This is a genomic window from Enterobacter cloacae complex sp. ECL352, from assembly GCF_020149545.1.
GTDB classification, from domain to species: domain Bacteria; phylum Pseudomonadota; class Gammaproteobacteria; order Enterobacterales; family Enterobacteriaceae; genus Enterobacter; species Enterobacter asburiae_B.
On record NZ_CP083709.1, the window covers coordinates 2306742 to 2330757 of the forward strand.

The 24016-nt window shown below is 54.7% G+C and carries 16 protein-coding genes, 1 tRNA gene and 2 rRNA genes; 8 read left to right on the top strand and 11 right to left on the bottom strand.

The features are described from left to right. Positions 1-29 precede the first annotated feature (29 nt). The 3 genes from LBF07_RS11275 to LBF07_RS11285 all read right to left on the bottom strand — a co-directional run bounded on the left by LBF07_RS11275 (position 30) and on the right by LBF07_RS11285 (position 4821). Positions 30-2934, bottom strand: a 23S ribosomal RNA gene (locus LBF07_RS11275). A 184-nt stretch (positions 2935-3118) separates the two neighbouring features. Continuing rightward, positions 3119-3194, bottom strand: a tRNA-Glu gene (locus LBF07_RS11280). Positions 3195-3279: 85 nt separating this feature from the next. Continuing rightward, positions 3280-4821, bottom strand: a 16S ribosomal RNA gene (locus tag LBF07_RS11285). The 16S and 23S rRNA genes sit together here with 1 tRNA gene alongside, the layout of an rRNA operon. Positions 4822-5275: 454 nt before the next feature. Between LBF07_RS11285 and LBF07_RS11290 the strand changes: the two genes are divergently transcribed. After that, complete coding sequence (locus tag LBF07_RS11290) at positions 5276-5983, top strand: FadR/GntR family transcriptional regulator (RefSeq protein ID WP_023309775.1); 708 nt, start codon at positions 5276-5278, stop codon at positions 5981-5983. Beyond that, positions 5980-7413, top strand: coding sequence for a multidrug transporter subunit MdtD (mdtD, locus tag LBF07_RS11295; RefSeq protein WP_033144368.1), 1434 nt, complete (start codon positions 5980-5982; stop codon positions 7411-7413). Before LBF07_RS11290 ends, mdtD begins: the two co-directional genes overlap by 4 nt. On the opposite strand, the gene rbsR is transcribed toward mdtD, so the two are convergent. The 7 genes from rbsR to kup all read right to left on the bottom strand — a co-directional run bounded on the left by rbsR (position 7379) and on the right by kup (position 15297). Beyond that, positions 7379-8371: a ribose operon transcriptional repressor RbsR gene (gene rbsR, locus LBF07_RS11300; protein ID WP_073001901.1), complete on the bottom strand. Its 993-nt coding sequence runs from the start codon at positions 8369-8371 to the stop codon at positions 7379-7381. The two genes, mdtD and rbsR, sit on opposite strands and share 35 nt — an antisense overlap. Before the next feature lie 3 nt (positions 8372-8374). After that, complete coding sequence (gene rbsK, locus LBF07_RS11305) at positions 8375-9304, bottom strand: ribokinase (protein ID WP_032662107.1); 930 nt, start codon at positions 9302-9304, stop codon at positions 8375-8377. A 106-nt stretch (positions 9305-9410) separates the two neighbouring features. Beyond that, positions 9411-10301, bottom strand: a complete 891-nt coding sequence (rbsB, locus tag LBF07_RS11310; RefSeq protein WP_010426610.1) for a ribose ABC transporter substrate-binding protein RbsB — start codon at positions 10299-10301, stop codon at positions 9411-9413. Between the two features lie 27 nt (positions 10302-10328). Next, positions 10329-11294 carry a ribose ABC transporter permease gene (gene rbsC / locus LBF07_RS11315; RefSeq protein WP_006808742.1) on the bottom strand — a complete coding sequence of 322 codons (966 nt, stop codon included), beginning with the start codon at positions 11292-11294 and terminating at the stop codon, positions 10329-10331. A 4-nt stretch (positions 11295-11298) separates the two neighbouring features. After that, positions 11299-12804: a ribose ABC transporter ATP-binding protein RbsA gene (rbsA, locus tag LBF07_RS11320; RefSeq protein ID WP_023309779.1), complete on the bottom strand. Its 1506-nt coding sequence runs from the start codon at positions 12802-12804 to the stop codon at positions 11299-11301. Positions 12805-12811: 7 nt separating this feature from the next. Continuing rightward, entirely contained in the window at positions 12812-13231 is a 420-nt protein-coding gene (gene rbsD / locus LBF07_RS11325) for a D-ribose pyranase (protein WP_032662094.1), read from the bottom strand. Positions 13232-13428: 197 nt separating this feature from the next. Continuing rightward, positions 13429-15297: a low affinity potassium transporter Kup gene (gene kup, locus LBF07_RS11330; RefSeq protein ID WP_023309781.1), complete on the bottom strand. Its 1869-nt coding sequence runs from the start codon at positions 15295-15297 to the stop codon at positions 13429-13431. A 222-nt stretch (positions 15298-15519) separates the two neighbouring features. Here kup and ravA point away from each other — a divergent pair, with 222 nt between their 5' ends. Together ravA and viaA are read left to right on the top strand one after the other, a co-directional pair. Continuing rightward, a complete protein-coding gene (gene ravA / locus LBF07_RS11335; protein ID WP_023309782.1) occupies positions 15520-17016 on the top strand; it encodes an ATPase RavA in 1497 nt (498 codons plus the stop codon). Continuing rightward, positions 17010-18461 carry an ATPase RavA stimulator ViaA gene (gene viaA, locus LBF07_RS11340; RefSeq protein WP_058842016.1) on the top strand — a complete coding sequence of 484 codons (1452 nt, stop codon included), beginning with the start codon at positions 17010-17012 and terminating at the stop codon, positions 18459-18461. Before ravA ends, viaA begins: the two co-directional genes overlap by 7 nt. Here the strand turns inward: viaA and asnA are convergent, their stop codons facing one another. Next, positions 18462-19454, bottom strand: coding sequence for an aspartate--ammonia ligase (gene asnA, locus LBF07_RS11345; protein WP_094935438.1), 993 nt, complete (start codon positions 19452-19454; stop codon positions 18462-18464). It lies immediately after the preceding gene. A 151-nt stretch (positions 19455-19605) separates the two neighbouring features. Here asnA and asnC point away from each other — a divergent pair, with 151 nt between their 5' ends. The 4 genes from asnC to rsmG all read left to right on the top strand — a co-directional run bounded on the left by asnC (position 19606) and on the right by rsmG (position 23599). Further along, complete coding sequence (asnC, locus tag LBF07_RS11350; RefSeq protein WP_023333916.1) at positions 19606-20064, top strand: transcriptional regulator AsnC; 459 nt, start codon at positions 19606-19608, stop codon at positions 20062-20064. Between the two features lie 90 nt (positions 20065-20154). Beyond that, the gene (gene mioC, locus LBF07_RS11355) at positions 20155-20604 is read left to right on the top strand and encodes an FMN-binding protein MioC (protein ID WP_069303442.1); all 450 of its coding nucleotides are present in this window, start codon (positions 20155-20157) and stop codon (positions 20602-20604) included. 374 nt (positions 20605-20978) lie between these two features. Next, entirely contained in the window at positions 20979-22868 is a 1890-nt protein-coding gene (mnmG, locus tag LBF07_RS11360; RefSeq protein WP_014072433.1) for a tRNA uridine-5-carboxymethylaminomethyl(34) synthesis enzyme MnmG, read from the top strand. A gap of 107 nt (positions 22869-22975) precedes the next feature. Next, on the top strand, positions 22976-23599 hold the full coding sequence (gene rsmG / locus LBF07_RS11365; protein WP_023309787.1) for a 16S rRNA (guanine(527)-N(7))-methyltransferase RsmG: 624 nt from the start codon (positions 22976-22978) through the stop codon (positions 23597-23599). Positions 23600-24016 lie beyond the last annotated feature (417 nt).

Consider the following 24016-nt stretch of genomic DNA (forward strand, 5'->3'; position numbering starts at 1 on the left):
TCTCTTCGCCGAAACAGCTTCGGCGTTGTAAGGTTAAGCCTCACGGTTCATTAGTATCGGTTAGCTCAACGCATCGCTGCGCTTACACACCCGACCTATCAACGTCGTAGTCTTCAACGTTCCTTCAGGACCCTTAAAGGGTCAGGGAGAACTCATCTCGGGGCAAGTTTCGTGCTTAGATGCTTTCAGCACTTATCTTTTCCGCATTTAGCTACCGGGCAGTGCCATTGGCATGACAACCCGAACACCAGTGATGCGTCCACTCCGGTCCTCTCGTACTAGGAGCAGCCCCCCTCAATTCTCCAGCGCCCACGGCAGATAGGGACCGAACTGTCTCACGACGTTCTAAACCCAGCTCGCGTACCACTTTAAATGGCGAACAGCCATACCCTTGGGACCTACTTCAGCCCCAGGATGTGATGAGCCGACATCGAGGTGCCAAACACCGCCGTCGATATGAACTCTTGGGCGGTATCAGCCTGTTATCCCCGGAGTACCTTTTATCCGTTGAGCGATGGCCCTTCCATTCAGAACCACCGGATCACTATGACCTGCTTTCGCACCTGCTCGAGCCGTCACTCTCGCAGTCAAGCTAGCTTATGCCATTGCACTAACCTCCTGATGTCCGACCAGGATTAGCTAACCTTCGTGCTCCTCCGTTACTCTTTGGGAGGAGACCGCCCCAGTCAAACTACCCACCAGACACTGTCCGCAACCCGGATTACGGGTCTACGTTAGAACACCAGCCATTAAAGGGTGGTATTTCAAGGTCGGCTCCACGCAGACTGGCGTCCACGCTTCAAAGCCTCCCACCTATCCTACACATCAAGGACCAGTGTTCAGTGTCAAGCTATAGTAAAGGTTCACGGGGTCTTTCCGTCTTGCCGCGGGTACACTGCATCTTCACAGCGAGTTCAATTTCACTGAGTCTCGGGTGGAGACAGCCTGGCCATCATTACGCCATTCGTGCAGGTCGGAACTTACCCGACAAGGAATTTCGCTACCTTAGGACCGTTATAGTTACGGCCGCCGTTTACCGGGGCTTCGATCAAGAGCTTCGCGTTGCCGCTAACCCCATCAATTAACCTTCCGGCACCGGGCAGGCGTCACACCGTATACGTCCACTTTCGTGTTTGCACAGTGCTGTGTTTTTAATAAACAGTTGCAGCCAGCTGGTATCTTCGACTGATTTCAGCTCCACCCGCAGGGGCTTCACCTACATATCAGCGTGCCTTCTCCCGAAGTTACGGCACCATTTTGCCTAGTTCCTTCACCCGAGTTCTCTCAAGCGCCTTGGTATTCTCTACCTGACCACCTGTGTCGGTTTGGGGTACGATTTCGTGTTACCTGATGCTTAGAGGCTTTTCCTGGAAGCAGGGCATTTGTTACTTCAGCACCGTAGTGCCTCGTCATCACACCTCAGCGTTAAAAGGTACCGGATTTACCTGGAACCTCCGCCTACATGCTTAAACCGGGACAACCGTCGCCCGGCTAACATAGCCTTCTCCGTCCCCCCTTCGCAGTAACACCAAGTACAGGAATATTAACCTGTTTCCCATCGACTACGCCTTTCGGCCTCGCCTTAGGGGTCGACTCACCCTGCCCCGATTAACGTTGGACAGGAACCCTTGGTCTTCCGGCGAGCGGGCTTTTCACCCGCTTTATCGTTACTTATGTCAGCATTCGCACTTCTGATACCTCCAGCATGCCTCACAGCACACCTTCAACGGCTTACAGAACGCTCCCCTACCCAACAACGCATAAGCGTCGCTGCCGCAGCTTCGGTGCATGGTTTAGCCCCGTTACATCTTCCGCGCAGGCCGACTCGACCAGTGAGCTATTACGCTTTCTTTAAATGATGGCTGCTTCTAAGCCAACATCCTGGCTGTCTGTGCCTTCCCACATCGTTTCCCACTTAACCATGACTTTGGGACCTTAGCTGGCGGTCTGGGTTGTTTCCCTCTTCACGACGGACGTTAGCACCCGCCGTGTGTCTCCCGTGATAACATTCTTCGGTATTCGTAGTTTGCATCGGGTTGGTAAGCCGGGATGGCCCCCTAGCCGAAACAGTGCTCTACCCCCGAAGATGAGTTCACGAGGCGCTACCTAAATAGCTTTCGGGGAGAACCAGCTATCTCCCGGTTTGATTGGCCTTTCACCCCCAGCCACAAGTCATCCGCTAATTTTTCAACATTAGTCGGTTCGGTCCTCCAGTTAGTGTTACCCAACCTTCAACCTGCCCATGGCTAGATCACCGGGTTTCGGGTCTATACCCTGCAACTTAACGCCCAGTTAAGACTCGGTTTCCCTTCGGCTCCCCTATACGGTTAACCTTGCTACAGAATATAAGTCGCTGACCCATTATACAAAAGGTACGCAGTCACACCACAAGGGTGCTCCCACTGCTTGTACGTACACGGTTTCAGGTTCTTTTTCACTCCCCTCGCCGGGGTTCTTTTCGCCTTTCCCTCACGGTACTGGTTCACTATCGGTCAGTCAGGAGTATTTAGCCTTGGAGGATGGTCCCCCCATATTCAGACAGGATACCACGTGTCCCGCCCTACTCTTCGAGTTCACAACCTGTGTGCTTTCGTGTACGGGACTGTCACCCTGTACCGTGCGACTTTCCAGACGCTTCCACTAACACACAAGCTGATTCAGACTCTGGGCTGCTCCCCGTTCGCTCGCCGCTACTGGGGGAATCTCGGTTGATTTCTTTTCCTCGGGGTACTTAGATGTTTCAGTTCCCCCGGTTCGCCTCGTTAACCTATGTATTCAGTTAACGATAGTGCAACGAATTGCACTGGGTTTCCCCATTCGGACATCGCCGGGTCAAAGGTTCATATCACCTCGCCGGCGCTTTTCGCAGATTAGCACGTCCTTCATCGCCTCTGACTGCCAGGGCATCCACCGTGTACGCTTAGTCGCTTAACCTCACAACCCGAAGATGTTTCACTTCATGATTGCGAAAATTTGAGAGACTCGAACACACCATTAAAGATGTGTCGTTTCAATTTTCAGCTTGATCCAGATTTTTAAAGAGCAAATATCTCAAACGTCACCCGAAGATGAGTTTTGAGATACTGAGGCAGGTGACTTTCACTCACGAACCAGCAAGTGGCGTCCCCTAGGGGATTCGAACCCCTGTTACCGCCGTGAAAGGGCGGTGTCCTGGGCCTCTAGACGAAGGGGACGTGTAAGTCTCAATCGCAAGACGCCTTGCTATTTACTTTTCATCAGACAATCTGTGTGGACACTACAAAGGCAGGTTCTTTAAGGTAAGGAGGTGATCCAACCGCAGGTTCCCCTACGGTTACCTTGTTACGACTTCACCCCAGTCATGAATCACAAAGTGGTAAGCGCCCTCCCGAAGGTTAAGCTACCTACTTCTTTTGCAACCCACTCCCATGGTGTGACGGGCGGTGTGTACAAGGCCCGGGAACGTATTCACCGTAGCATTCTGATCTACGATTACTAGCGATTCCGACTTCATGGAGTCGAGTTGCAGACTCCAATCCGGACTACGACGCACTTTATGAGGTCCGCTTGCTCTCGCGAGGTCGCTTCTCTTTGTATGCGCCATTGTAGCACGTGTGTAGCCCTACTCGTAAGGGCCATGATGACTTGACGTCATCCCCACCTTCCTCCAGTTTATCACTGGCAGTCTCCTTTGAGTTCCCGGCCTAACCGCTGGCAACAAAGGATAAGGGTTGCGCTCGTTGCGGGACTTAACCCAACATTTCACAACACGAGCTGACGACAGCCATGCAGCACCTGTCTCAGAGTTCCCGAAGGCACCAATCCATCTCTGGAAAGTTCTCTGGATGTCAAGAGTAGGTAAGGTTCTTCGCGTTGCATCGAATTAAACCACATGCTCCACCGCTTGTGCGGGCCCCCGTCAATTCATTTGAGTTTTAACCTTGCGGCCGTACTCCCCAGGCGGTCGACTTAACGCGTTAGCTCCGGAAGCCACGCCTCAAGGGCACAACCTCCAAGTCGACATCGTTTACGGCGTGGACTACCAGGGTATCTAATCCTGTTTGCTCCCCACGCTTTCGCACCTGAGCGTCAGTCTTTGTCCAGGGGGCCGCCTTCGCCACCGGTATTCCTCCAGATCTCTACGCATTTCACCGCTACACCTGGAATTCTACCCCCCTCTACAAGACTCTAGCCTGCCAGTTTCGAATGCAGTTCCCAGGTTGAGCCCGGGGATTTCACATCCGACTTGACAGACCGCCTGCGTGCGCTTTACGCCCAGTAATTCCGATTAACGCTTGCACCCTCCGTATTACCGCGGCTGCTGGCACGGAGTTAGCCGGTGCTTCTTCTGCGGGTAACGTCAATTGCTGTGGTTATTAACCACAACACCTTCCTCCCCGCTGAAAGTACTTTACAACCCGAAGGCCTTCTTCATACACGCGGCATGGCTGCATCAGGCTTGCGCCCATTGTGCAATATTCCCCACTGCTGCCTCCCGTAGGAGTCTGGACCGTGTCTCAGTTCCAGTGTGGCTGGTCATCCTCTCAGACCAGCTAGGGATCGTCGCCTAGGTGAGCCGTTACCCCACCTACTAGCTAATCCCATCTGGGCACATCTGATGGCAAGAGGCCCGAAGGTCCCCCTCTTTGGTCTTGCGACGTTATGCGGTATTAGCTACCGTTTCCAGTAGTTATCCCCCTCCATCAGGCAGTTTCCCAGACATTACTCACCCGTCCGCCGCTCGCCGGCAAAGTAGCAAGCTACTTTCCGCTGCCGCTCGACTTGCATGTGTTAGGCCTGCCGCCAGCGTTCAATCTGAGCCATGATCAAACTCTTCAATTTAAGTTTGATGCTCGTGAATTAAACTTCGTAATGAATTACGTATGTTCACTCAGAGACTTGGTATTCATTTATTGTCCGAAGACATTAAGAATCCATGTCACTTTGAGTGCCCACACAGATTGTCTGATAAATTGTTAAAGAGCAGTGCCGCTTCGCTTTTCGCAGCGGCGCGGGGTGTGCATATTACGCTTTCCCGCTTCAGAGTCAAGTGATTAATTTCGCTTTTCTCTGCTGACCCGGCGGCGTGTGTGCCGTTGTTCCGTGTCAGTGGAGGCGCATTATAGGGAGTTATTCCGACGTGACAAGAGGAAATTTAAAAAAAGTTTCCATCCGCGTTTTTTTTCACCAACAGAGGTGAAATCAAGCTACAAATTGTTCTATTTGATGTATCTGCAACCACAATCACATTCGAGGTGGCATAATTATCAGCATGAATCTTTAAGGAATAAAAGCGATGCCATTAAGCGCACAACAGCTGGCCGCCCAAAAAAACCTGTCGTACGTGCTGGCAGAAAAGCTGGCTCAGCGGATTTTAGCGGGTAAATATGCCCCGGGCAGCATCCTGCCGGGTGAGATGGAGCTGGGTGAGCAATTTGGGGTGAGCCGTACCGCCGTGCGCGAAGCGGTGAAAACCCTGACGGCAAAAGGTATGGTGCTTCCACGCCCTCGCATTGGCACACGCGTGATGCCACAGAGTAACTGGAATTTTCTCGATCAGGAGCTGCTCTCCTGGTGGATGACGGAAGATAACTTTCATCAGGTCGTCGATCACTTTCTGGTGATGCGCAGCAGCCTTGAACCTCAGGCATGTCTGCTTGCCGCCACGCTGGGAACAGCGGAGCAGAAAGCGCAGCTTAACGCGCTGATGGAAGAGATGGTGTTCCTGAAAAAACACTTCAACCGCGAACGCTGGGTTGAGGTTGATATGGCCTGGCATGAACACATCTATATGATGAGCGCCAATCCGTTTCTCACTTCTTTTGCCTCTTTATTCCATTCGGTGTATCACACCTACTTTACCTCTATTACACAAAACGAAGTGGTAAAACTGGATTTGCACCAGGCGATAGTTGATGCCATCCAGGAAAGCGACGGGCAGCGAGCCCTGAGTGCGTGCCAGGCATTGCTGGCCGCACCAACCCACCAGCAGGTAAATAAATGACAACGAAAAAAGCGCGCAGCATGGCCGGATTGCCGTGGATTGCAGCCATGGCGTTTTTTATGCAGGCACTGGATGCCACCATCCTCAACACAGCGCTTCCCGCTATAGCGCAAAGCCTTAACCGCTCCCCGCTGGCGATGCAGTCCGCCATCATCAGCTATACCCTGACGGTCGCAATGTTAATTCCGGTCAGCGGCTGGCTGGCCGACCGCTTTGGCACCCGCAGAGTTTTCATGCTGGCCGTCACGCTCTTTACGCTTGGATCGCTGGCCTGTGCGCTCTCCTCATCCTTAACGGAGCTGGTTATCTTCCGCGTATTGCAGGGCATTGGCGGCGCGATGATGATGCCGGTGGCGCGCCTTGCCTTGCTGCGAGCCTACCCCAGGAGCGAACTGCTTCCCGTACTCAACTTCGTCACCATGCCGGGCCTGGTCGGCCCGATTCTTGGCCCGGTACTCGGTGGCGTGTTTGTCACCTGGGCAAGCTGGCACTGGATCTTCCTGATTAATATTCCAATTGGCGTTGCGGGGCTGCTGTATGCCCGCAAATATATGCCGAACTTCACCACGCCAAGGCGCAGCTTCGATATGGGCGGCTTTTTCCTGTTTGGCCTGAGCCTGGTGTTATTCTCCAGCGGGATGGAGCTGTTTGGCGAGAAGATCGTCGCGACGTGGTTAGCGCTCTCCGTTATCCTCGGCGGTATTCTGTTATTCCTTCTTTATATACGTCACGCGCGTCGTCACCCGACGCCGTTAATCTCCCTGGGGCTCTTTAATACCCGAACGTTTTCCGTTGGGATTGCAGGGAACATTGCGTCTCGTTTGGGGACGGGCTGTGTGCCGTTCCTGATGCCATTGATGCTGCAGGTGGGTTTTGGCTACCCGGCCCTGATTGCTGGCTGCATGATGGCGCCCACGGCAATGGGCTCGATTCTGGCAAAATCAACCGTTACACAGGTGCTGCGCTGGTTTGGCTATCGTAAGACGCTGGTTGGCGTGACGGTCTTTATCGGTCTGATGATTGCGCAGTTCTCGTTGCAATCCGCCGCGTTACCCGTCTGGATGCTGATCCTGCCGCTGTTTGTGTTGGGCATGGCGATGTCGACGCAGTTCACGTCGATGAACACCATCACCCTCGCCGACCTGACTGACGAGAACGCCAGCAGCGGCAACAGCGTGCTGGCGGTAACGCAACAGCTGTCGATCAGTTTAGGGGTTGCCGTGAGCGCAGCGGTGCTGAGGTTTTATGAGGGTTTTGACAGCGCGAATACCGTTGAGCAGTTCCACTATACCTTTATCACCATGGGCGCACTTACCGTGGTATCGGCGCTGGTCTTTATGCTGTTAAAACCAAAAGACGGCCGAAACCTGATTAAAGAGCGTCACAAAGAGAAAGCTAAACCGAACCGCGTTCCATCAGAACAGGAGTAAGCTGCAGCCGTTGCTGTTGCAGCGTGGGCTGCGCCATACGGTGGATCAACACATCGATGGCCAGCTCGCCCAGTTCATCCTTCGGCTGATGAATAGTGGTCAGCGGCGGCGTCATGTAGCTGGCCAGTTCGATATCGTCATAGCCAATCACCGCCATATCGTCCGGCACGCGTAGCCCCGCCTGATACAACGCCTGATAGGCACCAAACGCCATCGCGTCGTTACCAATAAAGACCGCCTGCGGACGCGGCTTTTGCGTTAGCAGTTTCTGCATTGCCTCGAAACCGCCGTTAAACTCAAAGTCGCCTGTGATCCGGTAGCCATCAGGAATGGCAAGCCCCGCTCGTTCCATGGCGGAGAGATACCCTTCCAGACGCAAACGCGCCGGGGTTTTATCCAGCGGCCCCGTAATACAGGCAATGCGAGTGTGTCCTTTATCAATCAGGTACTGAGTCGCCATATCACCGCCCAGCAGGGAGTTATCCTGAATGAGATCGCTGGTTCCGTCGAACGGCGCCCAGTCCATCATCACCGTTGGGATAGAAGGATAACGCTGGATGATCTCTTTCGAGGGCTGGTGCGTTTCGGTGCAGAGCAGCAATAGCCCGTCGACGCGTTTTTGCATCAGCGTTTCCAGGTTACGATTCATGCGCTGCTCGTCACCCTCGGTATTGCACAGCACCAGGCTGTAGCCACGCTCGAAGCAGCTGCGCTCCACGCCGCGAACCAGTTCTGAATAAAAGGGGTTGGTACTCGCGGTGATCAGCATACCGATGGTGCGCGTCTGGTTGAGCTTAAGGCTGCGCGCCAGCGCAGACGGCGCATAGTTGAGTTCTTTTACCGCAGCTTCGACTTTCTCACGAATCGCCTCGCTGACGAAGCGATCGTTGTTTATAACGTGGGAGACCGTCGAGGTAGAAACGCCCGCCATGCGGGCGACATCTTTCATTGTGGCCAAGCGTTACCCCTGTTGACTTAAGAATTCATCGATCTCTTTACGCCACGGAACGGAAGGCTGGGCGCCTTTGCGCGTCACCGCAATCGCTGCAGCAGCGTGTGCGAAGCGAATAGCGTCATCCATTCTCTTGCCTTCCAGCAGCGCGGTGACCAGTGCACCGTTGAAGGTATCTCCCGCTGCGATGGTATCAATCGCTTTGACCTTAAAGCCCGGCACGCGACGGCCTTCGCCATTGACGCTTGCCCACACCCCACGGCTACCAAGGGTGATAATCACGGTACCGATGCCCTTATCATGCAGTGCACGCGCGGCTCGCGCGGCATCGTCATCATTTTCTACGCGGATGCCCGTCAGCTTTTCGGCTTCGGTTTCGTTCGGCGTAATGATGTCCACCAGCGCCAGCAGCTCGTCTGATAATACCCGGGCCGGGGCCGGGTTAAGTACGACAGTGGTATGATTTTCATGCGCAATTTTCGCGGCAGCCAGCACGCTTTCAACCGGTGACTCCAGTTGCATGAGCAGGGCTTCCGCTCCGGCGATGATGGCACGTTGCGCTTCTACGCGCTCCGTCGTCAGCGCAGCGTTAGCACCTGCATGAATACCGATGACATTCTCACCTTCAGCGTTGACGAAAATCAGCGCCACGCCGGTCGATTCCCCTGCAACCACGCTGACCGGTGCGATATCAATGTTGTCGCTCGCCAGCTGTTTGCGTACGCGCTCACCGGTATCGTCATCACCCGTGCAGGCGATAAACGCAATATTCGCCCCGCTGCGACCGGCGGCGACGGCCTGGTTGGCACCTTTACCGCCAAATGCTACCTGATACTGGTTACCCGTGACGGTTTCGCCCGGTGCAGGGAACGATTCAAGGTTAAGAATGTGATCGGCATTGATACTGCCAAGGACGACGAGGTTGCCTGCGGTTTTCATGGTTGGGTTGTCCATCTGAGAGCGCCACCGGTGTTACCCGGTGGCGTATGCCACACTTTTCTTTATTGGTGTCCCTCAGGCAGCCAGCGACTGCCTGATTCGCCTTTTACTGCTTGATGACCAGCTTCAGGTCAACTGGGTATTTAGCCTGAACTTTTTCGCCCTTCAGCACTTTGTCGGCAGTTTCAACGCCAGTGGCGCCAATCTGCTCAGGCAGCTGAGCGATGGTCGCAGCCAGTTTGCCATCGTTTACCGCTTTTTCACCATCCGGCGTGCCGTCAAATCCGACAACCATCACATCAGATTTACCTGCGGTCTGCAGGGCACGCAGCGCGCCCAGCGCCATTTCGTCGTTCTGCGCGAATACCGCCTGCACGTCAGGGTGCGCGGTCAGCAGGTTCTGCATAACGTTCAGACCTTTAGTACGGTCGAAGTCGGCTGGCTGGCTTGCCAGCACGTTAAATTTGTGCGCAGCCACAGCCTGCTGGAAGCCTTCACCACGCTCGCGGGCTGCGGACGTACCGGCAATCCCCTGCAGTTCGATAACTTTCGCGCCTTCGCCGGCTTTCTTCGCGATGTAATCACCCGCGATTTTGCCGCCCAGCACGTTATCAGACGCAATGTGGCTAACAACTTCGCCTTTCGTTGCCTGGCGATCCAGAGTGATCACCGGAATTTTCGCCTGGTTTGCCATTTTAACGGCGTTACCGACGGCGTCAGAATCGGTTGGGTTGATCAGCAGAATTTTAGTGCCACGAACGGTTAAGTCCTGAACGTTAGCCAGCTCTTTCGCCGGGTTGTTCTGTGAATCCAGTACCACCAGGTTGTAGCCCAGTTTGTCCGCTTCTTTCTGCGCACCGTCCTTCAGGGAGACGAAGAACGGGTTGTTCAGGGTAGAGACAACCAGCGCGATGGTATCTTTCGCCATGGCGTTAGCACTTACGGTTGCGCTCAGCGCGACAGCAGAAACCAGGGTAGCCAGTTTTTTCATGTTCATATCTAAGATGTCCTGTAGTGTCGTCAGTTACTGTTTTTTGTTGTCTACCAGTACCGCCAGCAAAATCACCACTGCCTTAACGATCATCTGGTAATAGGAGGAAACACCTAACAAATTCAAACCATTATTCAGGAAACCGAGAATCAGTGCACCGATCAATGTCCCAACAATGCGACCTTTACCGCCCGCAAGACTCGTACCGCCCAGAACCACTGCTGCGATAGCATCCAGCTCATACCCCGTACCCGCCGTCGGCTGCGCAGAAGAGAGGCGCGCCACTTCGATGATACCTGCCAGCGATGCCAGCAGACCGCACAGGGAGTAAACGATAATTTTGACTTTATTAACGCTGATACCGGACAGGCGCGTTGCCGCTTCGTTACCGCCCAGCGCGTAAATATAACGGCCCAGACGGGTGTGGTGCAGCATGTACCACGCCGCCAGGAAGACGATAGCCATGATCCAGACCGGGGTCGGAACACCCAGCGGGCGACCGATACCGAACCAGCCAAACAGATCCGCGTTATCGGTAAAGCCGGTATTAACCGGGCTACCGTTGGTGTATACCATGGTCACACCGCGCAGCAGCAGCATCATCACCAGCGTGGCGATAAACGCCTGAACGCGGCCTTTTGCCACAATCACGCCTGTTACGGCGCCAATCGCCGCGCCTGCCGCCAGGGCAGCGGCCACGGCAACCAGCGCGTTGACTTCAATGCCGACAATCGAAGCGGCGATCGCGCCGGTGAGCGCCAGCAGGGAACCGACGGACAGATCGATACCTGAGGTCAAAATCACCAGCGTCATGCCGACCGCCATAATGGCGTTCACAGACGTCTGCTGCAGAATGTTGAACAGGTTATTAACGGTGAAAAAGTTCGGGCTCATGGTCGATACAATCGCGATCAGCACCAGCAGGGCAATCAGCGATTTTTGTTCCATCAGCCATGCCTTTGTGAAATAGCGGCGACCAGAAACAGCCTGGGTAGTCATCTTCTTACTCCTGATTCACGCGATTAAGCTTGCCCACAGCGGCAGCCATCAGAACTTCCTGGGTGGCCTGCTCGCGAGTGAATTCACCGCCGAGATGCCCTTCATGCATGACGATAATGCGATCGCTCATGCCTAATACTTCTGGCATCTCGGAAGAGACCAGAATGATGCTCAGACCGTCGGCCTTGAACTGGTTAATCAGCTGATAGATCTCTTTCTTCGCGCCCACGTCTACGCCGCGGGTTGGCTCGTCGAGGATCAGCACTTTCGGGCGCGTCATCAGCCCGCGCGCAATCGCCACTTTCTGCTGATTACCGCCGGACAACAGGCCAATCGCCTGCTCCATCGACGGGGTTTTGACGTTAAAGAGGCGGATAAAATCGCTGACCGCCTGCTGCTCATCTTTATGCTTCAGGCTACCGCCGCTATGGCTGAAATAGCGCAGCGCGGTCAGGGACATGTTCTCTTTAACCGACATCCCCAGCACCAGGCCGTCGCGCTTGCGGTCTTCGGATATATAAACGATGCCGTTCGCCAGACCATCCTGCGGAGAACGGGTGACCACTTCATGACCGTCGAGGGTGACATAACCGCTGGTGCGCGGCAGTGCGCCGTACAACACTTTCATCAGCTCGGTACGTCCAGCACCCATCAGTCCCGCCACGCCCAGGATCTCGCCCTGGCGCAGGGTAAAGGTCACGTCGTTCACACCCGGACCGCAGAGGTTGTCCACCTTCAGGCGGATCTCACCCGGCGCTTTCTCCAGATGCGGATACTGATCTTCGAGCTTGCGTCCCACCATCATTTCGATGAGCGTATCTTCGGTCAGCGTGGCGACTTCGCGCTCGGCAATAAACTGCCCGTCGCGGAAGACGGTAACGTCATCGCAGATTTCGAAGATCTCTTTCATGCGGTGAGAGATATAGACAATCCCGCGCCCCTGCGATTTCAGCTCGCGGATCACGCGGAACAGGGATTCGGTTTCGGTATCGGTCAGGGCGTCGGTCGGTTCATCCATAATGATGACCTTCGACTCAAAGCTCAGCACCTTCGCGATTTCCACCATCTGCTGATCGCCAATGGACAGATCGCCGACCAGGCGGTCGCTCTTAAAGCGCAGGTTCAGCTTCGCCAGCAGCTTGTCCGCTTCGGCGTACATCGTTTTCCAGTCGATTTTGCCGAACCGGTTAACAAACTCGCGGCCGAGGAAGATGTTTTCCGCAATGGTGAGCTGCGGTATCAGGTTCAGCTCCTGGTGAATAATACCGATCCCGGCTTCCTGAGAGGATTTCGGACCGTTGAAGGTGGTCTCTTTCCCCAGCCAGACGAGTGAACCGGCATCGCGTTGATAGATACCGGTCAGCACTTTCATCATGGTGGATTTGCCGGCACCGTTTTCGCCCACCAGCGCCATCACGCGCCCGGGGTAGACGTTCAGCGCCGCGCCGGAGAGGGCTTTTACGCCCGGGAACGACTTATCGATCCCTTTGAGTTGCAGTAATGCGTCCATGATGGCCTCAGAATGTGACGCCAGCACAGAGAATGATATTCGCATACGGGGAACACTCCCCGCTGCGAATCACCGCCTGACTGTCTGCGGTTTGTTGTTTGAACTGTTCGTGCGTCGTGTAACGAATTTCTATGGTGTTTCCCTGGTGTTGTTGCAGTTGCTCAATATGGCTGAGCAACGTTTCGTGGAGTTGCGGATTATGTTGTTTGATTTCCGCCGCGAGAATGGCTGCCTCAACCTGCATCTCCGCGGTCACCACATCCAGTACCTGCATAAACGAGGGTACACCCTGCGTTAACGCCATATCGATACGGGTTGTGCTGCGCGGAACCGGTAAGCCTGCATCGCAAACCACCAGCGTATCGGTATGCCCAAGACGGGAAATAACCGATGAGATTTCTGAGTTGAGTACCGTGCCTTTCTTCATTTTCTTGCTCCACTAGCGAAACGTTTCGCTGACATCAGTTTAATCTCAAGAATGTTCAGAAAACCATCATGACGTAACAGATTTGTGATCGACGTCGAAACGTTTCGCTAAGTGAAATGCAGAGACAATTATTGTGGGTTGGCGAGGGGTTTGGTAGGCCGGGTAAGCGAAGCGCCACCCGGCATTTTCAGAAGGGATTAGATCTCGACCTGCGTCCCCAGCTCAATGACGCGGTTAGGCGGGATCTCAAACTGGTCAGGCGCGCGCAGGGCGTTACGCTGCAGGATGAGGTACAGCTTGCCGCGCAGGCGCAGATACCACGGGCGCTTGCCGATGATCAGCGACTCGTGCGACATAAAGAACGACGTCTCCATCATCCGGCAGCTCAGTCCTTCCAGGCCGCAGCGATGGAACACCTCTTCCACGTTTGGCGTTTCGCGCCAGCCGTAGCTTGCCACCACGCGCCAGAAGGTCGGCGACAGCTGCTCAATCTGCACGCGACGGACGTTATGAACATACGGCGCATCTTCCGTGCGCAGCGTCAGCAGGATCACCCGCTCGTGCAGTACCTTGTTGTGCTTGAGGTTATGCATCAGCGCGAACGGAATGACGTTCAGCGCGCGTGACATATATACCGCAGTACCCGGCACGCGGACCGGCGGGGATTTCTCCAGAGAAGCGATCATCGCCTCAAGAGAGTTCCCGTGCTCGTGCATGCGGCGCAGCAGGCGGAAGCGCTCGCTTTTCCATGTGGTCATGACGATGAACATCACCAGACCCAGCGTCAGCGGCAGCCAGCCACCGGAGACAATTTTGTCGAGGTTCGCAGAGAACAGCGGCACGTCGATACACAGGAAGCCCACCAGAATCATCGCCACGAGGAATTTATTCCAGTGCCAGTTTCGGTACGCCACCGTGGTGGAGAGAAGCGATGTCAGCACCATCGTACCGGTTACCGCAATACCGTACGCCGCCGCCAGGTTACTGGAGTGCTCGAAGCTGACGATAACAATGACAACAGCGAAATAGAGGAGCCAGTTAACGAACGGGATGTAGATCTGGCCCGACTCCATCTCTGAAGTATGGATGATGCGCATTGGCGAGAGATACCCCAGACGCACGGCCTGGCGCGTCAGAGAAAACACGCCGGAAATCACCGCCTGGGAGGCAATGACGGTCGCCAGCGTCGCCAGGATCAGCATCGGCACCAGCGCCCAGTCGGGCGCCAGCAGGAAGAACGGGTTCTTGATCGCTTCCGGGTTTTTAAGCAACAGCGCGCCCTGACCGAAATAGTTCAGCACCAGCGACGGCAGCACCACAATAAACCATGCCACGCGGATAGGCAGTTTCCCGAAGTGGCCCATGTCAGCATACAGCGCTTCCACGCCGGTGATGGAGAGCACGACGGCCCCCAGCGCCACGAAGGAAACCACTTTGTATTCGAGGAAGAAATGCACCGCCCAGTAAGGGTTCAGCGCATGCAGCACTTCAGGGTTCGCAATAATGCTGCGCAAGCCAAGCGCCGCCAGGATCAGGAACCAGGCCAGCATAATCGGCGCGAACAGTTTGCCCACCAGCCCTGTACCGTGCTTCTGGATCATGAACAGCAGCGTCAGGACAATAATGGCCAGCGGAACCACCCATGAATCGAGCTGCGGAGCGATAATCTCCAGCCCCTCAATCGCCGACAGCACCGAGATAGCCGGCGTTATCACCACTTCCCCGTAGAAGAAACTGCCGCCAATCAGGCCGATAATGACCAGCACAGAGGTCATCCTGGCCGAGGTATTACGCCCGGCAAGAGACATCAGGGTCAGGATCCCACCTTCACCTGCGTTATCAGCACGCATAACGAAGGAGAGATATTTAACGGAAACCACCAGGATCAGCAGCCAGAAAATGAGGGACAGGAAGCCAAACACGGCATCGCGTTCAACACCAAAACCAAACTGGCCGGACAGACATTCACGAAGCGTATAAAGCGGGCTGGTGCCGATATCACCGTAGACAACCCCGATCGCCGCAAGCGTTATTGCGGGTAATGATTGCTTATTATCAGTGCTCATAGACTAGTCTTTTCGTTTAAATAACAAATGTGTTCCCGGTCCCTTGGCCCACAAAAAGCGCACAGTATGCACGATTCATTGCAAAATCGTACCCCTAAATGCAACCGCATTAATGTAGCGCAAAGAAAATTGCGCCGCACTTCAGTCTATTACCAGCCCTGACTGAAACGTCTATACTCGCTTCAATTGGCCGCCACGACGGCGAAAGGATGCAAAACTATTATGGCTCACTCACATTTATTAGCAGAAAGAATTTCCCGCCTCAGCAGCGCGCTGGAGAAAGGCCTTTTCGAGCGTAGCCACGCCATCCGCCTCTGTTTACTGGCGGCGTTGAGCGGTGAAAGCGTGTTTTTGCTGGGACCGCCGGGCATTGCCAAAAGCCTGATTGCCCGCAGGCTGAAATTTGCTTTTCAGAACGCCCGCGCCTTCGAATATCTCATGACCCGGTTTTCCACCCCAGAAGAAGTTTTTGGTCCGCTCTCCATTCAGGCATTGAAAGATGAGGGGCGCTATCAGCGTCTGACGGAAGGGTATCTTCCGGAGGCTGAGATTGTTTTTCTCGATGAGATCTGGAAAGCGGGGCCGGCTATTCTGAACACCCTGCTCACGGCGATAAACGAACGTCGGTTCCGTAACGGCGCCAGTGAAGAGAAAATCCCGATGCGCCTGCTGGTGGCCGCCTCTAACGAACTGCCTGAAGCCGACAGCAGTCTGGAAGCGCTGTATGACCGTATGCTTATCCGCCTGTGGCTGGACAAAGTGCAGGATAAATCCAACTTCCGCTCCATGCTGGTCAGCCAGCAGGATGAAAGTGAAAACCCGGTATCCGCTTCGCTGCAGGTAACGGATGAGGAGTATCACCAGTGGCAGCAGGATATCGGCAAAATCAAACTGCCAGACGCCGTCTTCGAGCTGATCTATCTCCTGCGCCAGCAGCTTGATCTCATTCCTTCAGCGCCCTATGTCTCCGATCGCCGGTGGAAAAAAGCAATCCGCCTGCTGCAGGCCAGCGCCCTGTTCAGCGGGCGTGATGCCGTTGCGCCAATCGATCTGATCCTGCTGAAAGACTGCCTCTGGCACGATGCAGAGGGCATGAACCTGATGCAGCAGCAGCTTGACGTTTTGATGACCGGACACGCCTGGGGACAGCAGGCAATGCTCAACCAGCTGGGGGCGATTGCCCAGCGGCGCATCCAGCTCCAGCAGCAGCAAAGTGATAAAACCGCGCTGAAAGTGAATCGCCTTGGGGGCATGTTCGCCCGCAAACCGCACTACGAGCTTCCCGCGGATCTGACTGGCGCAACGCTAACGCTGCTGCTCCAGCAGCCGCTTAAACTGCATGATATGCAGGTGGTGCACATTACGATTGAGCGCGAGGCGCTGGCGCAGTGGCTGGATAAGGGCGGAGAGATCCGAGGAAAACTCAACGGCATTGGTTTCGCGCAGCCGCTGAATATGGAAGTGGACAGCAGCCAGCACCTGGTGATCCGCGACGTCAGCCTCCAGGGCTCGCGTCTTGCGCTTCCGGGCACCGCCTCTGACAGCGTCCCCGAAGAGATTAAGCAGCAGCTGGAAGCGCTGGATACCGAATGGCATCAGCAGCACACCCGCTTTAGCGAGCAGCAAAAATGCCTCTTTATTCATAGCGACTGGCTAGGCCGCATCGAAGCCAGCCTGCAGGACGTCAGCGCGCAGATCAAACAGGCGCGTCAATGCTAACGCTGGATACGCTTAACGTCATGCTGGCCGTCAGCGAGGAGGGGTTGATCGAAGAAGTAGTCATTACCCTTCTGGCGTCGCCGCAGCTGGCGGCGTTTTTTGAAAAATTTCCAAAGCTTAAAAAGGCGATGACGGACGATCTTCCGCGCTGGCGCGATAACCTTCGCCAGCGGTTTAAGGAGACGGAAGTCCCGCCTGAATTGACGGAGGAGGTCGCCAGCTATCAGCAGTGCCAACGGCTGTCGACACCGCAGTTTATCGTCCAGCTGCCGCAAACCCTTACGCTGCTTGATAAAGTCCACTCTCCGTTTGCCAGCCAGGCGCGGGCGCTGGTTACGGATAACGCCACTTTTACCCCGGCGCTGCATACCCTGTTCCTACAGCGCTGGCGCCTCAGCCTGGTGGTTCAGGCCACAACGCTGAACCAGCAGCTGCTGGACGAAGAGCGTGAACAGCTGCTCAGTGAAGTTCAGGAACGGATGACGCTGAGCGGCCAGCTAGAACAGGTGCTGGTGGAGAATGAAAACGCCGCAGGACGTCTGTGGGATATGAGCGCCGGCCAGCTCCGGCGCGGGGATTATCAGCTGATCGTCAAATACGGCGATTTTCTGGCGCAGCAGCCCGAGCTGATGAAGCTTGCAGAACAGCTGGGTCGCTCAAGGGAGGCAAAGTCGGTCCCAAAGAAAGATGCCCCGATGGAAACCTTCCGCACCCTGGTGCGCGAACCGGCTACCGTGCCGGAGCAGGTCGACGGGCTCCAGCAGAGCGATGACATTTTACGCCTGCTGCCCACGGAACTGAGCACGCTGGGGATGACCGAGCTGGAGTATGAGTTCTATCGTCGGCTGGTGGAAAAACAGCTTCTCACCTACCGACTGCACGGCGAAGCCTGGCGCGAGAAAGTCAGCCAACGGCCGGTCGTCCATCAGGATTTTGATGAACAGCCGCGCGGGCCATTCATTGTTTGCGTGGATACGTCCGGTTCGATGGGCGGGTTTAACGAGCAGTGCGCGAAGGCGTTCTGTCTGGCACTGATGCGCGTGGCGCTGGCCGATCGTCGTCGCTGCTTCATCATGCTCTTCTCCAGCGAGGTGGTGGGCTATGAGCTGACGAATCAGCAGGGTATCGAGCAGGCAATCCGCTTCCTGAGCCAGCGCTTTCGCGGCGGCACGGATCTGGCCAGCTGCTTTCGCAGCATTGTGGAGCGTATGCAGGGAGGCGACTGGTATGACGCTGACGCGGTGGTGATTTCCGATTTTATTGCCCAGCGGCTGCCGGATGACGTAGTGAATAAGGTGAAGGAGTTACAGCGGGTGCACCAGCACCGATTTCATGCGGTGGCGATGTCAGCCCATGGAAAACCCGGCATCATGCGCATCTTCGATCATATCTGGCGCTTTGATACCGGGCTGCGTAGCCGCCTGCTCAGACGCTGGCAGCGTTAATTACAGAAGAGAACCGACGCTTTCACGTATCTGCTGCGGCCAGACGCCACACTGAACCTGACCGATATGGGGTAATTGCAGCAGCAGCATGGTCAGACGGGACTGGCCGATACCACCGCCGATAGTCTGAGGCATTTCACCGCGCAGCAGCGCCTGGTGCCACTCGAGTTTGAGACGATCTTCATCGCCGGTGACCGCCAGCTGGCGCTTCAGCGCGTCAGCATCCACGCGGATCCCCATAGAAGAGAGCTCGAAGGCGTCTTCCAGTACCGGGTTCCACACCAGAATATCGCCGTTCAGCCCGGCAAATTCGCCCTCACCCGCAGTACTCCAGTCATCATAATCCGGCGCGCGAACGTCGTGGCGTTTGCCATCAGACAGTTTGCCGCCGATACCGATCAGGAACACAGCACCTAATTCTTTGGCGATCGCACGCTCGCGGCCTTTAGCATCGAGATCCGGGAAGCGGCTCAGCAGCGCCTGGCTGTGAACAAAGTGGATCGTATCCGGCAGGAACGGCGCCAGACCAAACTCTTTGCTCACGGCCGCTTCGGTTGCTTTGATCCCGGCGTAGATCGCCTCAACGGTGGATTTCAGCGTGCCGACGTGACGTTCACCATCACCCATTACGCGCTCCCAGTCCCACTGATCAACGTAAACGGAATGAATCGGTGAAAGGCGATCTTCATCGGGACGAAGGGCTTTCATGTGCGTGTAGAGCCCTTCGCCCGCGCTGAAGTCATGTTGTCCCAGAGTTTGACGCTTCCACTTCGCCAGGGAATGAACCACTTCGAACTGAGCGTCTGGCAGTGTTTTCACTTTCACCTGTACCGCTTTTTCGCATCCAGAGAGGTTATCCTGCGTCCCGTCACCCACGCGGCTCAGAATCGGGGCCTGAACTTCAATAAGGCCAAGCTTCTCTTCCAGCTGGCGGGAAAAATGGGATTTTACGAAACTGATCTGGCGTTGTTTTGCGATGTAAGCGGTTTTCATTATTTAGACTCCTGCGTCCTGTTGATATTGATTAAGCAACAGAAATGGCATCATTTTCAATAACTCATCAACAAAAAGCCACCTTCACTTTTGATTCGATAAATTTAAACGCTAGAATAGAGTGATTCATTAATCTTCATAAGAAAAAGCTATGGAAAATTATCAGATCGACAATCTCGACCGCGGCATTCTGGAGGCGTTAATGGCCAATGCCCGCACCGCCTACGCCGAACTGGCGAAACAGTTTGGCGTCAGCCCGGGAACCATTCACGTCCGCGTAGAGAAGATGAAGCAGGCGGGGATCATTACCGGCGCACGCATTGACGTCAGTCCTAAACATCTCGGTTACGACGTCTGCTGCTTCATCGGCATCATTCTTAAAAGCGCCAAAGACTACCCTTCCGCCCTGGCGAAGCTGAACGCGCTGGATGAAGTCACCGAGGCGTATTACACCACCGGGCATTACAGCATCTTTATTAAAGTCATGTGCCGATCCATCGACGCCCTCCAGCAGGTACTTATCAACAAGATCCAAACAATCGATGAAATTCAGTCCACCGAGACGCTGATCTCCCTGCAAAACCCGATCATGCGTACCATCCGCCCGTGATCGGGCAAATTCATTCCCACATTTTCCACAGGTAGATCCCAGCTCGTTCACAGCGTACAATGGCCGTCTCTTTATCTGGGCGAGCGATCAATGGCGGACATTACCCTTATCAGCGGCAGCACCCTTGGTGGTGCGGAATACGTAGCGGAACACCTGGCTGAAAAGCTGGAAGATGCGGGCTTTTCTACTGAAACCCTGCACGGTCCGTTGCTTGAAGATCTCCCGACTGACGGGGTCTGGCTGCTGATCACCTCCACGCACGGCGCGGGCGATCTGCCGGATAACCTGCAACCTTTATATGACGAACTGCTGGAACAGCAGCCCGACCTGTCAAACGTCCGTTTTGGCGCGGTGGGGATCGGCAGTCGTGAATATGACACCTTTTGCGGGGCAATAGAGAAAGTTGAAGCCGCTGTTACCTCTTGTGGAGCAAAACAGCTGGGTGAAACGCTCAAGATCAACATCCTCGATCATGACATTCCGGAGGATCCAGCCGAGATCTGGCTCGCGGAATGGAAAAATTTACTCAAAAACGAGTAAAGATCGCGCGAACAGATGTGGATAACTCTGGTTAAAAGCTCGTATTAACCCGTAGTTATCCAAAGAACAACTGTTGTGTTGTTTTTGTCCTGTGCATAAAGTCGCGATCTGATCCCAGCTTATACTGCCCAGGATCACCGATCATTCACAGCAAACGATCCTTTCTAACTGCATGATCTTCTTTGTGAGATCGGACTTATCCACACAGGTTCGCGATCCTAATAAGAGATCACAATAGAACAGATCTCTAAATAAAAAGATCTTCTTTTTAATAGCCCAGGATCCCAATGCTTTCTCGAAAGACTAAAGTTGAGTAGAATCCACGGCCCGGGCTTCAATCCATTTTCATACCGCTTTACGCGAGGCAGACCACCATGTTTTATCAGGATCCTTTTGACGTCATCATCATTGGCGGGGGTCATGCAGGCACTGAGGCCGCAATGGCCGCAGCGCGTATGGGTCAGCAGACCCTGCTTTTGACACACAATATCGACACGCTGGGACAAATGTCCTGTAATCCGGCGATTGGCGGCATTGGGAAAGGACACCTGGTAAAAGAAGTGGATGCACTTGGCGGCCTGATGGCGAAAGCGATCGATCATGCTGGCATCCAGTTTAGGATACTAAACGCGAGTAAAGGTCCCGCTGTGCGTGCGACCCGTGCCCAGGCAGACCGCGTGCTTTACCGTCAGGCTGTGCGTACCGCCCTGGAGAACCAGCCGAACCTGATGATCTTCCAGCAGGCGGTTGAAGATCTTATCGTTGAGAACGATCGCGTCGTGGGCGCCGTGACCCAGATGGGTCTCAAATTCCGTGCGAAAGCCGTGGTGCTGACCGTGGGCACCTTCCTGGACGGTAAAATTCATATCGGTCTGGATAACTACAGCGGTGGCCGTGCCGGCGATCCCCCGTCTATTCCACTGTCTCGCCGTCTGCGTGAACTGCCGCTGCGCGTCAGCCGCCTGAAAACCGGTACGCCGCCGCGTATTGATGCGCGCACCATTGATTTCAGCGTGCTGGCGCAACAGCACGGTGATAACCCCATGCCGGTTTTCTCGTTCATGGGCAATGCGGCACAGCATCCTCAGCAGGTACCGTGCTATATCACGCATACCAACGAGAAAACCCATGACGTGATCCGCAATAACCTCGATCGCAGCCCCATGTATGCCGGCGTGATCGAAGGGATCGGCCCACGCTACTGCCCGTCGATCGAAGACAAAGTGATGCGCTTTGCCGATCGTAACCAGCACCAGATCTTCCTGGAGCCGGAAGGGTTGACCTCGAACGAAATTTACCCGAACGGCATCTCCACCAGCCTGCCGTTCGATGTACAGATGCAAATTGTTCGCTCAATGCAGGGGATGGAGAATGCGAAAATCGTTCGTCCCGGCTACGCTATTGAGTACGATTTCTTCGATCCACGCGACCTGAAGCCAACCCTGGAAAGCAAATTCATCCACGGTCTGTTCTTCGCGGGGCAGATCAACGGCACTACCGGCTACGAAGAAGCGGCTGCACAGGGCCTGCTTGCCGGTCTGAACGCCGCACGCTTCTCCGCTGAGAAAGAGGGCTGGGCACCAGGCCGTTCTCAGGCGTATCTGGGTGTGCTGGTTGACGATCTCTGCACGCTGGGTACCAAAGAGCCGTACCGTATGTTTACCTCTCGCGCGGAATATCGCCTGATGCTGCGCGAAGATAACGCCGACCTGCGCCTGACCGAAATGGGCCGCGAGCTGGGTCTGGTCGATGACGAACGCTGGGCGCGCTTCAACGAAAAGCTGGAGCGCATTGAACAGGAACGTCAGCGCCTGAAAACCACCTGGGTGAATCCGCAGGCGGAAACCGCTGCCGAAGTAAACGCTCACTTAACCGCGCCGCTGTCGCGCGAAGCCAGCGGGGAAGATCTGCTGCGCCGTCCTGAAGTCACCTACGAGAACCTGGTCAAACTGACCGCGTTCGCGCCTGGCCTGGAAGACGCTGAAGCGGCAGAGCAGGTTGAGATCCAGGTGAAGTACGAAGGTTACATCGCGCGTCAGCAGGATGAGATCGAAAAACAGCAGCGTAACGAAAACACGCTGCTGCCGGAAATGCTGGACTACCGCCAGGTGACGGGCCTTTCCAACGAAGTGATCGCCAAGCTGAACGATCACAAACCGGTATCGATCGGCCAGGCATCCCGTATCTCCGGCGTCACGCCTGCGGCGATTTCGATTCTGCTGGTCTGGCTGAAAAAGCAGGGCATGCTGCGCCGCAGCGCGTAATGCCCAGAACATTGCCCGGTTGCGCTGCGCTTACCGGGCCAGATGAACCCGTAGGGCGGGTAAGCGAAGCGCCACCCGCCATCTAAGTTTTCCAACAGGTATTCACCGTGCTCAACAAACTCTCTCGTCTGCTGGATCAGGCAGGTATTTCGCTCACCGATCACCAGAAAAATCAGCTGGTGGCCTATGTCGATATGCTGAACAAATGGAACAAAGCGTACAACCTGACCTCAGTACGTGACCCCAACGAGATGCTGGTACGCCATATTCTCGATAGCATCGTGGTCGCCCCCTGGCTGAAAGGTGAGCGTTTTATCGACGTGGGGACGGGACCAGGTTTACCGGGCGTTCCGCTGTCGATTGTTCGCCCTGAGAGCCACTTCACGCTACTGGACAGCCTCGGCAAGCGCGTGCGCTTTTTACGTCAGGTACAGCATGAGCTGAAGCTTGAGAACATCACGCCCGTGCAGAGCAGGGTAGAGGAGTTCCCGGCAGAGCCGCCGTTTGACGGGGTTATCAGCCGCGCGTTTGCTTCACTCAATGACATGGTGAGCTGGTGTAAGCACTTGCCTGCAGAGAATGGCCGCTTTTATGCGCTGAAAGGGCAGTTGCCAGGCGATGAAATTGAACAGCTCCCGGACGGTTTTGCTGTTGAATCCATCGAGAAATTACACATTCCTCAGCTCGATGGGGAGCGTCATCTGGTGATAATTAAGCCAAACAATTTTTAAAAAATTAATAAAAAATGTGGAATTTGTGCTGTTCTTCGCATGTTAAAAAACAGCACAAAGACAGAGGATTTACCGGCGGGCTTTTAACCTCTTTTTCACTAAGGTTTTTCTTATGGTTAACCTGGCGACTTTTATTCACCGCAAAGATAGTCATCTGTGAAAATATAAGTCTGCTAAAAGTGGAAGGCAGTAACCAGAACGCAATGTTAATTATTTATTAAGAATGTCAATAAAACGTTTTTATTGTGTACTGGGCTGTTTTGAAAATAGTTACGGCATTTTGCGTTTAATTTCATAAAGATAAATTTGCGCGATTTGCGCCTTTGATAAATACAACCTTATCGCAAATGTGTGTTTTGTGATCTCGTGCACGCTTTATCGCCAACGTTTTCGCGCTGTTTGCAGTTTTGGTCGAAG